Genomic DNA, 15,294 nt, shown 5'->3' on the forward strand with positions numbered 1-15,294 from the left:
AGTTTTGAATGAGTGACACCCAATGACCACGCCCCACTTTCCCAGCCGCCTGCCCAACGTGGGCACCACCATCTTCACCGTGATGTCCGCGCTGGCGGCCGAACACCAGGCCGTGAACCTCGGCCAGGGCTTTCCTGACTTCCACTGCGACCCGCAACTGGTCGACGCCGTCACGCGCGCCATGCAGGCCGGCCACAACCAGTACCCTCCCATGGCCGGCGTGCCCGCGCTGCGACAGGCCGTTGCTTCAAAAATTGAAGCGCTTCACGCTCGCCCGTATTGCCCCAACGCCGAAATCACCATCACAGCCGGGGCGACCCAAGCCATTCTCACCGCCATCCTCGCCTGCGTGCAGCCAGGCGACGAGGTGATCGTGCTGGAGCCCTGCTACGACAGTTACGTGCCCAACATCGCACTGGCCGGCGGCGTCGTGGTCCGGGTGCCGCTCACGCCGGGCAGCTTCCGCCCTGACTTTGCCAAGATCGCGGCGGCCATCACGCCGCGCACGCGCCTCTTGATCATCAACACGCCGCACAACCCCAGCGCCACCGTGTGGACGGCCGACGACATGCGCACGCTGGAGGAACTGCTGGCCCCCACGGACATGCTCCTGATCAGCGACGAGGTGTACGAGCACATGGTCTTCGACGGCGCCGAGCACCAGAGCGCCGCGCGCTTCGCGGGCCTCGCGGAACGCGCCTTCATCGTCTCCAGCTTCGGCAAAACCTTCCACGTCACGGGTTGGAAGGTGGGCACGGTGGCCGCCCCGGCCGCCATGACGGCGGAGTTCCGCAAGGTGCACCAGTTCAATGTGTTCACCGTGAACACACCCATGCAGTACGGCCTCGCGGACTATTTGCAGAACCCCGCGCCTTACCTGCAGCTGCCGGCCTTCTACCAGGCCAAGCGCGACCTGTTCCGCCAGGGGCTGGAGGGCTCGCGCCTCAAGCTGCTGCCCAGCACCGGCAGCTACTTCCAGTGCGTGGACATCTCGGCCGTGAGCGACCTGAACGAAGCGGACTTCTGCCAATGGCTCACGCGCGAGATCGGCGTGGCCGCCATTCCCCTGTCGGCCTTCTATGGCGACGGCTTCGACCAGCGCGTGGTGCGCTTTTGCTTCGCCAAGAAGGACGAAACGCTGCGTGCGGCCATCGAACGCCTGCGCAAGCTTTAAGCCAAAACAGGCCGCCGCGCTTATCCAGCAAGCGCCAGCAGCTCATCATTCAATAGCACCCAGGAGCGTTGCCTCCTGGCGCACGCAATCGACGGCGAGCGACGTAGCGCATGGCGCGGGCCTGCACCTGTGACACCCGTGTGGCACACAGGTGCCGCGGAAAGTCGCGCCACTGCGCCGCGCAGCCGAGCAAGCCGTGGAGCAGTACGGCGGATGCCACCATTGCCCGCCCGCCAACGCCGGAAGACCTGAGGCGCACGAGAGGGGCCCGCATTCACCTCGACCTTTCCGCCGTCGACCGGCACGGGCGACAGACGCGGCGCACCCTGGCTCACGACGTTGGTATGTTTTTGATAGCTGCCAGCGCCCGCCCCACAAGCGCCAAAGGCCAATTTGACCTCAACTCACAACAGCACGATGTCGTACTGCGCCTGGCCCATGGCGCTTTCGGCCTGCAGGGAGATCGGCTTGCCAATGAAGTCCGACAGGCCCGCCAGGTGCTGGCTCTCCTCGTCCAGGAACAGCTCCACCACGCGCGGGGACGCCACCACGCGGAACTCGCGTGGATTGAACTGGCGCGCCTCGCGCAGCACCTCGCGCAGGATGTCGTAACACACACTGCGCGCGGTCTTCACCTGGCCCGCGCCCTGGCACGTGGGGCACGGCTCGCACAGCATGTGCGCCAGCGATTCGCGCGTGCGCTTGCGCGTCATCTCCACCAGGCCCAGTTGCGAAAAACCGCCCACCATGGTCTTGACCCGGTCGCGCGCGAGCTGCTTGCGGAACTCCGCCAACACCGCGGCCTGGTGGTCCTCGCGCAGCATGTCGATGAAGTCGGCAATGACGATGCCGCCCAGGTTGCGCAGGCGCAACTGCCGCGCGATGGCGCCCGCGGCCTCCAGGTTGGTCTTGAAGATGGTGTCGTCGAAGTTGCGCGCGCCCACGTAGCCGCCGGTGTTCACGTCGATGGTGGTCAGCGCCTCGGTCTGGTCCACGATGAGGTAGCCGCCCGACTTGAGCTGCACGCGCCGGCCCAGCGCCAGGGCGATCTCCTCGTCGATGGAATACAGATCGAATATGGGGCGCTCGCCCTTGTACAGCTGCAGCTTGGCGGCGGCCGCAGGCATGAATTCATTGCCGAACGCCTTCAGCGCCACGAACTGCTCGCGCGAATCGATGCGGATGCTCTGCGTTTGCTCGCCCGCCAGGTCGCGCAGCACACGCTGCAGCAGGCTCAGGTCCTGGTACAGCAGTGAGGTGGGCGGATGCGTCAGCGCTGCCTGCCGGATGCCTGCCCAGGTCTTGCGCAGGTAGGCGATGTCTTCGGCCAGCTCTTCGTCGCTGGCGTCCTCACCATTGGTGCGCAAAATGAAGCCGCCGCCGCTGCCCGATGCCTGGTCATCCACCAGCTTCTGCAACCGCGTGCGCAAGGCGTCGCGCTCGGCCTGGGGAATCTTCTGCGACACGCCCACATGGTCGTCCTGCGGCAGGAAGACCAGCAACCGCCCGGCGATGCTGATCTGCGTGGACAGGCGTGCGCCCTTGCTGCCGATGGGGTCCTTGATGACCTGCACCATGAGCGCCTGGCCCTCGAAGACCTGCTTCTCGATGGGCACGGGCGGTTCGTTCTTGCGCGCGAACATCGGCGCCTCGCCGCCTTCCTGGCGGTGCCACACGTCCGCCACATGCAGAAAGGCCGCTCGCTCCAGCCCGATGTCGATGAAGGCCGATTGCATGCCCGGCAGCACGCGCGAGACCTTGCCCAGGTACACGTTGCCGACCAGGCCCCGCTCCAGCGTGCGCTCCACGTGCAGTTCCTGCACGGCGCCGTTTTCGACCACGGCCACGCGCGTTTCCTGCGGCGACCAGTTGATGAGGATGTCTTGTTGCATGGGCTTTTGCCAGATGAGGCGCCCATGATGCCTCAGAACCAGCGCTGCCCGCCGCCCTACCGGCGGCCGGCGCCCGTCACACCATCGTCGCCAGCATGCCCTGCATGAGTTGCGGCTGCAGCGCCACCACGTCGCCCACGATGATGAGCGCCGGGGGACGCACGCGGTGCTGCTGCGCCAGCGCGGGCAGGTCCTGCAGCGTGCCGGTGATGCAGCGCTGCCCGGGCAGCGAGGCTTGCTCCACCAGCGCTGCGGGGGTGCGGTCCGGCAGGCCGTGGCGCACCAGTTCGCGGCAGATGATCGGCAGCGTGCCCATCCCCATGTAGATCACCACGGTTTGGCGCGGGCGTGCCAGCGCCTCCCAGTCCAGCGCCACTTCGTTGTCGCCGCGCAGGTGGCCGGTGGCAAACACCAGGGTCGCGGAGTGGTCACGGTGCGTGAGCGGGATGCCAGCGCAGGCGCCCGCACCCTGCGCGGCCGTGATGCCCGGCACCACGTCGAACGCGATACCGGCCTCGGCCAGCGCCTGCACCTCTTCGCCGCCACGGCCGAAGATGAAGCCATCGCCGCCTTTCAGACGCACCAGGCTGCGCCCGCTGCGCGCCAGGCGCACCATGAGGTCAATGATCGATTCCTGCGGCAGCGTGTGGTGCGAGGACTGCTTGCCCACGTAGATCAGGTCGGCATCCTCGGCCACGTAGCGCAGCACCTCCTTGCCGACCAGGTGGTCGTAGAGCACCAGGCGCGCGCCGCGCAGGGCCTTGACGGCGCGCAGCGTGAGCAACTCAGGGTCGCCCGGGCCTGCGCCCACCAGCGTCACGTGTCCAGGCTTCGGGGGCTGTCCGGACTCTCCTGCTGCGGGTGCCACGGTGAACCAGCGCGCATCTTCAATGAAGCTCATATGGGCCTCTCCTTTGCGGATCATGGGGTGGCTCCATTGTTCAAAGGCTGCACCGTTTGCGTCCTTGAACCAGTTCAAGGACAGCGGCAACACCCGCTGCGACGATGCTCCCACTCGCATGAAGAGGGGATGGACAGCGACCTCGCGAGAGTGGCCGTGGCAGCCGCCAGGGCCCACCCAAGCGCTGATCCGTGACGCAGAGGACCCACAATGACAGCAAAGAGGATCGCCAGGCTGGTCGCATTAGCGGCCGCCACCCTGGTGTCTGCCACCGCTATGGCGCAGGACGCCAAGCCAGTCTCGGAGGCCGAGAAAAACTACCAGGCAGGCGGATCGCCGCTGGCGGAAGTGCCCATGTACCAGAGCACGAACCCCAAGGCACCCAAGATGACGCAGGCCGAGTTCGACCGCGCACGCCAGATTTACTTCGAGCGTTGCGCGGGCTGCCACGGCGTGCTGCGCAAGGGCGCCACGGGCAAGCCGCTCACACCGGACGTGACCCTGCCCAAGGGCACGGACTACCTCAAGGTCTTCATCGCCTACGGCTCGCCTGCCGGCATGCCCAACTGGCAGACGTCCGGCGAATTCGACGAGGCGACCGTGGACCTGATGGCCCGCTACATTCAGCAGGACCCTCCCACACCGCCCGAGTGGAGTCTGGCCGACGCCAAGAACACCTGGAAGGTCATCGTGCCGCCAGACCAGCGTCCCAAGAAGAAGATGAACAAGTACAACTTGGACAACATCTTCTCCACCACGCTGCGCGACACGGGCGAAGTGGCGCTGATCGATGGCGACACCAAGCAGATCATCAACATCGTCAAGACCGGCTACGCGGTGCACATCTCGCGCATGTCGGCTTCGGGGCGTTATCTGTTCGTGATCGGCCGCGACGCCAAGATCAACATGATCGACCTGTGGATGGAAAAGCCCGACAACGTGGCTGAAATCCGCGTGGGCCTGGAAGCACGCTCGGTGGACACCTCCAAGTTCAAGGGCTATGAGGACAAGCTGGCGATCGCCGGTGCATACTGGCCTCCCCAGTACACCATCATGGACGGCAACACCCTGGAGCCCCTGAAGATCGTGTCCACCCGCGGCATGGTCGTCGGCACGCAGGAATACCACCCCGAGCCGCGCGTGGCTTCCATCGTGGCATCGCACTACAAGCCCGAGTTCCTGGTGAACGTGAAGGAAACCGGCAAGACGATGATGGTGGACTACTCCAACCTGAATGCGCTGAAGACCACCGAGATCGGCTCGGCTCCCTTCCTGCATGACGGTGGCTGGGATGCATCCAAGCGCTACTTCATGGTGGCTGCCAACAACAGCAACAAGATTGCTGCGATCGACGCCAAGGACGGCAAGCTGGCCGGTCTGACCGAAGTGGGCAAGATCCCCCACCCCGGCCGCGGCGCCAACTTCACGCACCCCAAGTACGGTCCGGTGTGGGCCACGGGTCACCTGGGCGACGAGACCATCTCGCTGATCGGCACCGACCCGCAGAAGAACAAGCAATACGCCTTCAAGGAAGTGGCCAAGCTCAAGGGCCCGGGCGGCGGAGCGCTGTTCATCAAGACCCATCCCAAGTCCAAGCACCTGTGGTCCGACGCACCGCTGAATCCTGATCCCAAGGTTTCGCAAGCCGTGGTGGTGTTCGACATCAACAACCTGGACAAGGGCTACGTCACGCTGCCGATCGCCGAATGGGCAGGTCTGCCCGATGACGGCGGCGCCAAGCGCGTGACCCAGCCTGAGTACAACAAGGCAGGTGACGAAGTGTGGTTCGCCGTGTGGTCGGCCAAGGACAAGCAAAGTGCGCTGGTCGTCGTGGACGACAAGACGCTCAAGCTGAAGTCCGTGATCAAGGACCCGCGCCTGATCACGCCGACCGGCCACTTCAACGTGTACAACACCCAGCACGACGTCTATTGACGCACTTCGAAGGCCAGCCATGTCACGCACCGCGTTCCTGTCCCTGGCCCTGGCATTGGCCGCTTCGGCGGCCGGCGCACAGGGCACGCCCGACCCTGACCGAGCCGCCCAGCTCGTGCGCATGGTGCGGCAGGACTGCGGTTCGTGCCATGGCATGCGCCTGACGGGCGGCCTGGGTCCCGCGCTCACCCGCGAGTCCCTGGCCGGCAAGCCGCCCGAGTATTTGGCTGCCGTCATCACCCACGGCATCCCCGGAACACCCATGCCGCCCTGGAGCGCCATGCTGCAGGGAAGCGAGGCCCTGTGGATCGCCGAACAGCTGACCAATGGGTTCCCCGAAGAAAACAGGAGGTCCGCCCCATGAAACGGCGTGCCCTGCTCTCCCTTACCGCCAGTGCACCCCTGATTGCCACGGGCTGTGCGGCTCCCTCTTCCACCACCTCCACCTCCGCCGCTCCTGCAGCCACGCTGCAGGGCACGGGCGATCTGGGCGTGGTCATCGAGCGCGCCAAGGGCGCACTCACCCTGATCAACACCAGCCGGCGCGAAGCCGTGGGCCGCGTTACCGGCCTGGGCGACCTGTCGCACGCCTCGGTGGTGTTCTCGCGTGATGAGCGCTTTGCCTACGTCTTCGGCCGCGACGGCGGCCTGACCCAGGTAGACCTGCTCACCCAGCGCATCACGGGCCGCGTGATGCAGGCCGGCAACTCCATCGGTGGCGCCATCAGCGCCGACGGCAGCCTGGTCGTGGCGCAGAACTACACGCCCGGCGGCGTCAAGGTCTTCGACGCCGCCACCCTTGAGTTGCTGGCCGACCTTCCCGCCCACACGGCCAGTGGCGAACGCTCGCGCGTCGTCGGCCTGGCCGACCTGCCGCAGCGCCGGTTCATCTACAGCCTGTTCGACGCGAACGCCATCTGCATCGCCGACTGCTCCAACCCCCGAAAGCCGCAGGTCACCACCATCCCCAACATCGGCCGCCAGCCCTACGACGCGCTGGTCTCGCCCAACGGACGCCACTACATCGCCGGCCTGTTCGGTGAAGACGGCCTGGCCATGGTGGACCTCTGGGACAACCCGCCGCGCGTGCGCCGCATCCTCGCAGGCTACGGCCGCGGCCAGCAACCGCTGCCGGTGTACAAAATGCCCCATCTGCGCGGCTGGGCCATCGCGGGAGGCCATGCCTATCTGCCGGCCATTGGCCGCCATGAGGTGCTGGTTGTCGACACCGCCACCTGGGCCGAGGTCGGCCGCATTCCGGTCGCGGGCCAGCCGGTGTTCGTGATGGCGCGGCCCGACGGACGTCAGGTGTGGGTCAACTTCTCTGTGCCAGACTACAACCGCGTGCAGGTCATCGACACTCCGAGCCAGCGCGTGGTGCAGACGCTGGAGCCCGGCAAGGCCGTGCTGCACATGGAATTCACGCCGCGCGGCGAATCGGTCTGGATCAGCTGCCGTGACGACAACCGCGTTCAGGTCTACGACACGCACACCTTGCAGTCCCAAGCCAGGCTGGACGTGGACGCCCCCAGCGGCATCTTCTTCACTGCCCGCGCACAGCGCATGGGGTTCTAAGCCATGCCGAGCAGCCAGAACGCAACCCACCTCGCGCTGCTCAACCACTGGCAGCGCGGCTTTCCCTTGTGCGCCGAACCCTTCGCGGCCATCGGCCACAGCCTGGGGATGGATGCCGAGGCCGTGCTCAGCGGCTACGCACGGTTGTGGCAGGCGGGCGCGCTCAGCCGCATCGGCGCAGTGTTTGCGCCGGGCGCGGGGGGCGCCTCCCTGCTGGCCGCCATGGCCGTGCCCCCCGAGCGGCTCGACGACGTGGCCGCCACGGTGTCGGCCCACCCGGGCGTCAACCACAACTACGAGCGCGAGCACACCACCAACCTCTGGTTCGTGTCCACCGGCCATGACGCGGACCAGGTGGAGCGCCTGCTCCAGTCCATCGAGCACACCACCGGCCTGCCCGTGCAGCGCCTGCCCATGCTGCGCCCCTACCGCATCGACACCGCCTTCGACCTGGAGAGGACTTCCGCAGGCGTGGGGGACGGCGTCGGCACCACGGGCCCCACGGGCCGCGCACGCACCCCCCTGGCACCCGAAGACTGGCCCCTGGCCGCGCTGGCCGAGCAGGGCCTGCCGCTGACCGAGCGGCCCTATGACGTATGGGCCGACCAGCTTCACAGCAGCACGCCCGCCGTGCTGGCCACCATTGCCCGCTGGCAGGACGAAGGGCTGCTCAGCCGCTTCGGCGTGGTGGTGCGTCACCATGAACTGGGCTACACAGCGAATGCCATGGCCGTGTTCGACGTGCCGGACGACCACGTGGACACCCACGGCATGGCCCTGGCCCATGCGCACGGCGTAACGCTGGCGTACCGCCGTGCGCGCACGCCGGACTGGCGCTACAACCTGTACTGCATGGTGCATGGGCGCGACCGCGCAGCGGTGCATACCCAGCTGGCGCAGGCCGTGGCCCAGGCGGGCCTGGCCACTTGCCCCAGCGCCGTGCTGTTTTCGTTACGGCGCTTCAAACAGACGGGTGCGCGGCGGTTTGCCCACCATGCGCCCCATGCCATTCCCGAACCCATGCAGGAGGCCGTCGATGCTCTCCCCTGAAGACGCTCGGCTGATCGACCACCTGCACGGCGGCTTTCCGCTGGTGGACCACCCTTTCGCCGCCGTCGCTGCCGACATCGGCTGGACCGAAGAGCAGGTCATCGAACGCCTGCACCGCCTGCTCGCCCAGGGGGTGCTCACGCGCTTCGGCCCGCTCTTCCAGATCGAACGCGCAGGCGGCCAATTCGTCCTCGCGGCCATGGCTGTGCCCGAGGATCGTTTTGACGCCGTGTGCGCTGCCGTCAACGCCTTCACCGAGGTGGCACACAACTACCGCCGCGAGCATGCGCTGAACATGTGGTTCGTGGTGGCGGCCGAGTCCCCCGCGCTGGCGCGCGAGACCCTGGCACGCATCGAAGCCGCGACTGGCCTGCCGGTCTATGCTTTTCCCAAGGAAGAAGAGTATTTCGTGGAGTTGCGCCTGCCGCCCCTGCCAGCGCAGTCCACCGGAGAACGCCATGGCGCTTGATGCCTTCGACCGTGCGCTGATCGCCGCCACGCAGGGCGGGCTGCCGCTGGTGGCGCGCCCCTACGAAGCCGTGGGCGCCATGCTGGGCGTGCCTGGCGAGCAGGTGCGCGAGCGCCTGGCCCGGATGATCGACGAGGGCCTGGTGCGCCGCATCGGTGCGGTGCCCAACCATTACCGCCTGGGCTACACGGCCAACGGCATGAGCGTGTGGGACGTGGACGATACCCAGGTCGCCGCGCTGGGCCGCCAAGTCGCCGCGCTGCCGGGCGTGAGCCACTGCTACCGCCGCCCGCGCCACCTGCCCCACTGGCCCTACAACCTGTTTGCCATGCTGCATGGCCCCAGCCGCGCGCATGTCGAGCAACAGGCCGAGCAGATTGCCGGCCTGCTGGGCGATGCCTGCCGCGCCCACGACATCCTGTACTCCACGGCCATCCTCAAGAAGACCGGCCTGCGCCTCAAGGAAGACTGACCATGTTTCGCATCAGCCAGTACCTGCGTGAACTCGCCCAGGCCCAAGCCACCGGAACCTACCCCACTTCGCGCGAACGGCACGCGCGCGGCCCCGTGGTCATCTGGAACCTGATCCGGCGCTGCAACCTCACCTGCAAGCACTGCTACGCGCTCTCGGCCGACCACGACTACGCTGGAGAACTGTCGTTGCAAGAGGTGTACACCGTCATGGACGACCTCAAGGCCTTCGGCGTGCCGGCGCTCATCCTCTCGGGCGGCGAGCCACTGCTGCGCCCCGACCTCTTCGAGATCGCGGCGCGCGCGCGTGACCTGGGCTTCTATACCGGCCTTTCGACCAACGGCACGCTGATCGACGCGCCCATGGCCGCGCGCATCGCGGGCGCAGGCTTCGACTACGTGGGCATCAGCCTGGATGGCCTGAAGCCCACGCACGACAAGTTCCGCCGTCTGGACGGTGCGTTCGACCGCAGCCTGGCCGCCATCCGCCACCTGGCCACGCACAACGTCAAGGTGGGCCTGCGCTTCACCATGACAGCGCTGAATGCACACGATCTGCCCGCACTGCTGCAGCTCATGAAGGACGAGGGCGCCAACAAGTTCTACTTCTCGCACCTGAACTACGCGGGGCGTGGCAACATCCACCGCGACAAGGACGCGCACCACCAGGCCACACGCCAGGCCATGGACCTGCTGTTCAACCACGCCTGGGCCGATGCCCAGGCCGGCAGCCTGGACGACTACGTGAGCGGCAACAACGATGCCGACGGCCCCTATTTACTGCAATGGGCGCGCGAGCACCTGCCGCAATGGGAAGACGCCTTGCGCCAGCGCCTGGTGGCCTGGGGCGGCAATGCCAGCGGCCAGATGGTGGCCAATATCGACAATCTGGGCCATGTGCACCCCGACACCATGTGGTGGCACCACGACCTGGGCAGCGTGCGCGAACGCCCCTTCTCGCAGATCTGGAACGACATCAGCGACCCGCTCATGGCGGGGCTCAAGCAGCACCCGCGCCCTGTCCAGGGCCGCTGCGCCAGTTGCCAGTACCTCACGATCTGCAATGGCAACACCCGCGTGCGCGCACAGCAGCTCACGGGCAACCCCTGGTTCGAGGACCCCGGCTGCTACCTCTCCGATGCCGAAGTGGGCGCCTCCAGCACGCCCTTCGAGTCCCCCGCCAAGCATGAGCGCCGTCGCACGATCGAGATTGCCCATGCGTAAACTAGAAACACCTTTCCCTGAGCGGCTACGCCGCTTCCCCCTTCTCTGCGCTATCGCGAAAAAGGTGGATACCGCCGCGGCGAAGCGGCCCTTGCGCGGCAGCCGCTGGTCTGGACCGAGCCGTTATCTGGCGGCCTTGGGTCTGTTCTGGCTCACGGGCCTGCACGCCCAAACCACCGAAGCCCTCCAGCCCAACGCCCCCGCTCTGTACCAGCAGCACTGCGCTGTATGCCACGGCGCGCAGCGCACCGGCATCATGGGCCCCGCACTGCTGCCCGAGAGCCTGGAGCGTGTGCGCCCCGCCGAGGTGTTGCGCGTCATCCAGCAAGGGCGCCCCGCCACCCAGATGCCCGGGTTCTCCGAGCAGTTGGGCGACGCGGAGATTCGCGCCCTGGCCGCGTGGGTACGTACCCCCGTGGTGCCCGCGCCGCGCTGGGGCGAGGACGATATCCGGGCGTCGCGCACGTTCACGCCCGTGCCCGACGATGAGCCCGCCAAGCCGAAGTGGAATGCGGACCCGATGAACCTCTTCCTCGTCGTGGAAGGAGGCGACCACCATGTCTCGCTGCTCGACGGCGACCGCTTCGAGGTCATCACGCGCTTTGCCAGCCGCTATGCGCTGCATGGCGGCCCCAAGTTCACGCCGGACGGGCGCTACGTGTTCTTCGGTTCGCGCGACGGCTGGATCACCAAATACGACCTGTGGCGCCTGCGCGTGGTGGCCGAGGTACGCGCGGGCCTGAACATGCGCAACGTGGCCGTGAGCGGCGACGGGCGCTGGGTGATGGCCGCCAACTACCTGCCCCACACGCTGGCGCTGTTCGATGCCGATCTGAACCTCGTGCAGACATACGCCGCAGCCACGCTCGACGGCAAGGCGAGTTCACGCGTTTCGGCCGTGTACGACGCCACGCCGCGCAAGAGCTTCGTGGTGGCGCTCAAGGACATCCCCGAGCTCTGGGAAATCTCGTACGACCGGAACGCGGCCCCCATCTACGATGGTCTGGTGCACGACTACAAGATGGGAGAGGCCATCGCCAAGCCCGGCTACCTGGGCGTGCGGCGCACCCCCCTGAGCGAGCCGCTGGACGACTTCTTCTTCGACCAGTCCTACCGCCACGTACTCGGCGCCACGCGCCCGCGCAGTGGCGCCGACGAACGCGCAAGCGCACAGGTCGTGAACCTGGACATCCGGCGCAAGGTGGCCGATCTGCCCATCGCCGGCATGCCGCACCTGGGCTCGGGCATCACCTTCGCCTGGGGCGACACCACCGTGCTGGCCAGCCCAAATCTGGGCGGCGGGGCCGTGGACGTCATCGACATGCAGACCTGGAAGACGGTACGCACCATCGCCACGCCCGGCCCGGGTTTCTTCATGCGCAGCCATGAGGACACGCCCTACGCCTGGACCGACTCCATGATGAGCCCCACGGCCAAGGACACTCTGACCATCATCGACAAGCGCACGCTGCAGCCGGTGGCCCAGGTGCGCGAGCCCGGCAAGACGCTGGCGCACATCGAGTTCACCCGCGATGGCCGCTACGCCCTCGCCAGTGTCTGGGAAATGGACGGCGCACTGGTGGTCTACGACGCCGCCAGCTTCAAGGAAGTCAAGCGCCTGCCCATGAAAAAGCCCGTGGGGAAATACAACGTCTGGAACAAGATCACCCGCAGTGAGGGCACATCGCACTGAACGATTTGGGGTAGATCAAGTCAAAGCCTAGGGGTATCCCCTGTAATGCGCGCATGGACATCGCGCACTTCGACATACCGCGCTACCTTGCGGCACTGCCCCTGTTCCAGGAAATGGCACCCCAGGAGCTGGAACGCCTGGGCACGGGCTGCCGGCTACGCCGCTATGCGCGCGGCGAGATGGTGTTCAGCGTTGGCATGCCCTGCGAGGAATTCCACGTCACCGTAATGGGGCAGGTGAAGCTGTTTGCACTGTCGCCAGCGGGGCAGGAGAAGGTGATCGAGCTTGCCGGCCCCGGCATCAGCTTCGCCGAGGCGCTGATGTTTACCGATCGTCCCTATATCGTGAACGCCCAGGCCCTGACCGATACCCTGCTGCTCTCTGTAGGCAAGGCGGCCGTGGTGCGCGAGATCGAGAGCGAGCCGCGCTTTGCCATGCGCATGCTCGCCGGCATCTCGCGCCGCCTGCACGGCCTGGTGCATGACGTGCAGACCTATACGCTGCACAACGGCGCGCAGCGCGTGATCGGCTACCTGCTGCACGCCCTGCCCGAGGACGCGCCTCATCCCCCTACCGCGCCTGTGCCTCCGCAATGCCCGGCCCGCGCGGCACTGCAGTCCGTTGCTCCCGCGCCGCCAGCCAGCGCGCGCAGCATCTCGCTGCCGGTGAGCAAGGCCACCATCGCTTCGCGGCTGTCGATCACGCCCGAGTATTTCTCTCGCGTACTGCACGACCTGGAGGCCGCCGGCCTGATCCACATCGACAAGCGCGACATCCACATCCCGGATACGGCGCGCCTGGCCAAATACCCGATGTAACCAGGCTCCGGGCCTGACAGGCTGCGCCTAGACGGCCAGCACGCCCGCCGCGCGCAGCAGGCGCGCCGTCTCATACATGGGCAGGCCCATGATGCCGGAGTAACTGCCCGACAGGTGCTCCACATAGGCGGCGGCGCGCCCCTGGATCGCATAGGCGCCCGCCTTGCCCAGCGGCTCGCCCGTAGCCACGTAGTCCTCGATCTGCGCCCGCGACATGGGCACAAAGCGCACGCGCGAGACTGACAGCGCCGTGAGGCGTCGGGGACCCACCTGCAGCGCGACGGCCGTCAATACGCGGTGTTCATGCCCCGCCAACTCCCCCAACATACGCACCGCGTCGTGCGCATCCTCGGGCTTGCCGTAGATGGTGCGACCCAGGGCCACGGTGGTGTCGGAGCACAGAATGGGCGCTGGCGACAGCCCGCGCCGCGCATGGCGCGCCACGGCAGCGTCCAGCTTGAGCCCCGTCACCCGCTCGACATAGGTCGTGGGCGCCTCACCAGGCAGCACGGCTTCGATGGCCTCGGCATCCTCGGCCTCGTCCCCCGCCGCGTTGGGCAGCAGCAGCTCATGGCGCACCCCCAACTGCTCCAGCAACTGGCGGCGCCGCGGGCTCTGGGAGGCCAGGTAGATGAAGCGGTGTTCTTGAGTCAAATGGGCCTCCAGCGCCCGACCAGAAAGCGCGAGCAGCTATCAAATCTGAAGTTATTCGCGATGGTACGGGTGCCCGGCATTCACCGACCAGGCACGGTAGAGCTGCTCGATGAGCAACACGCGCACCATGGCATGCGGCAGGGTCAGGTCGGACAGGCGGATGCGCTCGTGCGCCGCCTGGCGAAAGGCCGGGTCTAGGCCGTCGGGGCCGCCGATGACCAGGGCCACGTCGTCCCCCCCGAGCTGCCAGTCCTTCAGCCGCTGGGCCAGGGCCTTGGTGGTGAGGCCCGTGCCGCGCTCGTCCAGCACCACCACACGGGTGCCACGCGGGATGGCCGCTTCGATACGCTCGCGCTCGGCAGCATAGAGCGTCTCCAGCGTCTTGGAGCCGCGCGGCTCGGTCTTGACGGCTTTGAGCTCGACCTTCAGCTCGGGCGGGAATCGCTTGGCATAGTCGTCATAGGCCGTCTGCGCCCAGTCGGGAACCCGCTGGCCCACGGCCACGATCAGCAGCTTCATGGGTCAGCGCAAGGCTCAGGCCTTCTTGCGTGCGGGGGCCTTCTTCGCGACAGCCTTGCCGGTGGATTTGGCGACCGGCTTGCGTGCCGTGGTGGTAGCGGCGGCCTTGGCGGGTGCCTTCTTGGCCACAGGCTTGTTCACCACGACGGTCTTCACCGCGTTCTTGATGGCTGGCTTCTTCGCCGCCACGGGCTTTGCCGTGGTCTTCTTTGCTGCGGGTTTGGATGCGGCCTTGACCGGTGCCTTCTGTGCCTTGCTCGCGGGCTTGGCAGCGGGCTTGGATGCTGGCTTCACTGCGGATTTCGCTGTCGGTTTGGCCGCTGCGGGAGCTGCCGCCTTGGCCGGCTTCTGGCCAGCTGCGGACTTCGTGGCGGGCTTGGCTGCTGCCTTCTTGGCAGCCGGCTTGCGCGCGGGCGCCTCGTCGTCGCCTTCCGAGGCCATGATCTTGCGCGGCTTGGCAGCGCCCAGCTTCAGGCGCACGGGCTTCTCGCCCCAGATCTCCTCCAGCCGGTAGTACTGGCGGATGGCGGGCTGCATGACATGCACCACGGCCTGGCCGCAGTCCACGATGATCCATTCGCCGTTGTCCTCGCCCTCGCTGCGCGGCTTGGGGAACCCGGCCTTGCGCACGGCGTCGCGCACGCTGGCGGCCAGCGCCTTGGTCTGGCGGTTGGAGCTGCCGGTGGCGACGACCACGCGCTCGAACAGCGGCGAGAGATGCTCGGTGTTGAAGACCTGGATGTCTTGCGCCTTGACGTCTTCCAGGCCATCGACGATGGCGCGCTGGAGCTTGGTGACGTCTTTCTTGGCGGCGGTTTCCGATTTGCTGGAAGTGGTCATCAGGTGGTCTTCAGTGAAGGAATGGAATCAATATAGCCTGCAAGCACCGCCACGGCCAAGGGGGGCGCGGAGCGGTTGT

General features: G+C 67.0%; 15 protein-coding genes. 10 read left to right on the top strand and 5 right to left on the bottom strand.

The annotated features are described in order from the left end of the window. Positions 1-22 precede the first annotated feature (22 nt). Complete coding sequence (locus HND92_RS10655) at positions 23-1,174, top strand: pyridoxal phosphate-dependent aminotransferase (RefSeq protein WP_172206943.1); 1,152 nt, start codon at positions 23-25, stop codon at positions 1,172-1,174. Positions 1,175-1,578: 404 nt separating this feature from the next. Here the strand turns inward: HND92_RS10655 and rng are convergent, their stop codons facing one another. Both rng and cobA read right to left on the bottom strand, forming a co-directional pair. Further along, a complete protein-coding gene (gene rng, locus HND92_RS10660) occupies positions 1,579-3,066 on the bottom strand; it encodes a ribonuclease G (protein ID WP_172206944.1) in 1,488 nt (495 codons plus the stop codon). Positions 3,067-3,142: 76 nt separating this feature from the next. Further along, the gene (cobA, locus tag HND92_RS10665) at positions 3,143-3,967 is read right to left on the bottom strand and encodes a uroporphyrinogen-III C-methyltransferase (RefSeq protein ID WP_172209267.1); all 825 of its coding nucleotides are present in this window, start codon (positions 3,965-3,967) and stop codon (positions 3,143-3,145) included. A gap of 210 nt (positions 3,968-4,177) precedes the next feature. Here cobA and HND92_RS10670 point away from each other — a divergent pair, with 210 nt between their 5' ends. Genes HND92_RS10670 through HND92_RS10710 form a run of 9 tightly spaced genes read left to right on the top strand, consistent with a single transcriptional unit; the run spans position 4,178 to position 13,202 of the window. Continuing rightward, positions 4,178-5,902, top strand: a complete 1,725-nt coding sequence (locus HND92_RS10670; protein ID WP_011805163.1) for a nitrite reductase — start codon at positions 4,178-4,180, stop codon at positions 5,900-5,902. 19 nt (positions 5,903-5,921) lie between these two features. Then, on the top strand, positions 5,922-6,266 hold the full coding sequence (locus HND92_RS10675; protein ID WP_172206946.1) for a cytochrome c: 345 nt from the start codon (positions 5,922-5,924) through the stop codon (positions 6,264-6,266). After that, positions 6,263-7,477 carry a cytochrome D1 domain-containing protein gene (locus tag HND92_RS10680; protein ID WP_011805161.1) on the top strand — a complete coding sequence of 405 codons (1,215 nt, stop codon included), beginning with the start codon at positions 6,263-6,265 and terminating at the stop codon, positions 7,475-7,477. The genes HND92_RS10675 and HND92_RS10680 overlap by 4 nt, the downstream gene beginning before the upstream one ends. 3 nt (positions 7,478-7,480) lie before the next feature. After that, a complete protein-coding gene (locus tag HND92_RS10685; protein WP_172206948.1) occupies positions 7,481-8,527 on the top strand; it encodes an Lrp/AsnC family transcriptional regulator in 1,047 nt (348 codons plus the stop codon). Then, positions 8,514-8,996 carry an Lrp/AsnC family transcriptional regulator gene (locus HND92_RS10690; protein ID WP_047351201.1) on the top strand — a complete coding sequence of 161 codons (483 nt, stop codon included), beginning with the start codon at positions 8,514-8,516 and terminating at the stop codon, positions 8,994-8,996. Before HND92_RS10685 ends, HND92_RS10690 begins: the two co-directional genes overlap by 14 nt. Further along, on the top strand, positions 8,986-9,468 hold the full coding sequence (locus HND92_RS10695) for an AsnC family transcriptional regulator (RefSeq protein ID WP_011805158.1): 483 nt from the start codon (positions 8,986-8,988) through the stop codon (positions 9,466-9,468). Before HND92_RS10690 ends, HND92_RS10695 begins: the two co-directional genes overlap by 11 nt. Positions 9,469-9,470: 2 nt before the next feature. Next, positions 9,471-10,691 (top strand): heme d1 biosynthesis radical SAM protein NirJ, encoded by a 1,221-nt coding sequence (nirJ, locus tag HND92_RS10700; RefSeq protein ID WP_172206950.1) that lies wholly within the window; start codon positions 9,471-9,473, stop codon positions 10,689-10,691. Then, positions 10,684-12,384, top strand: coding sequence for a cytochrome D1 domain-containing protein (locus tag HND92_RS10705; RefSeq protein WP_231403411.1), 1,701 nt, complete (start codon positions 10,684-10,686; stop codon positions 12,382-12,384). Before nirJ ends, HND92_RS10705 begins: the two co-directional genes overlap by 8 nt. Before the next feature lie 53 nt (positions 12,385-12,437). Then, on the top strand, positions 12,438-13,202 hold the full coding sequence (locus HND92_RS10710; protein ID WP_172206952.1) for a Crp/Fnr family transcriptional regulator: 765 nt from the start codon (positions 12,438-12,440) through the stop codon (positions 13,200-13,202). 27 nt (positions 13,203-13,229) lie between these two features. On the opposite strand, the gene HND92_RS10715 is transcribed toward HND92_RS10710, so the two are convergent. Genes HND92_RS10715 through rsfS form a run of 3 tightly spaced genes read right to left on the bottom strand, consistent with a single transcriptional unit; the run spans position 13,230 to position 15,215 of the window. Next, positions 13,230-13,856: a nucleoside triphosphate pyrophosphatase gene (locus HND92_RS10715; RefSeq protein WP_172206954.1), complete on the bottom strand. Its 627-nt coding sequence runs from the start codon at positions 13,854-13,856 to the stop codon at positions 13,230-13,232. A 51-nt stretch (positions 13,857-13,907) separates the two neighbouring features. Further along, entirely contained in the window at positions 13,908-14,375 is a 468-nt protein-coding gene (rlmH, locus tag HND92_RS10720) for a 23S rRNA (pseudouridine(1915)-N(3))-methyltransferase RlmH (RefSeq protein ID WP_011805153.1), read from the bottom strand. A 15-nt stretch (positions 14,376-14,390) separates the two neighbouring features. Beyond that, entirely contained in the window at positions 14,391-15,215 is an 825-nt protein-coding gene (gene rsfS, locus HND92_RS10725; protein WP_172206956.1) for a ribosome silencing factor, read from the bottom strand. Positions 15,216-15,294 lie beyond the last annotated feature (79 nt).

The sequence above is a fragment of the Diaphorobacter sp. JS3050 genome, assembly GCF_013154915.1.
GTDB classification, from domain to species: Bacteria; Pseudomonadota; Gammaproteobacteria; order Burkholderiales; family Burkholderiaceae_C; genus Diaphorobacter; species Diaphorobacter nitroreducens.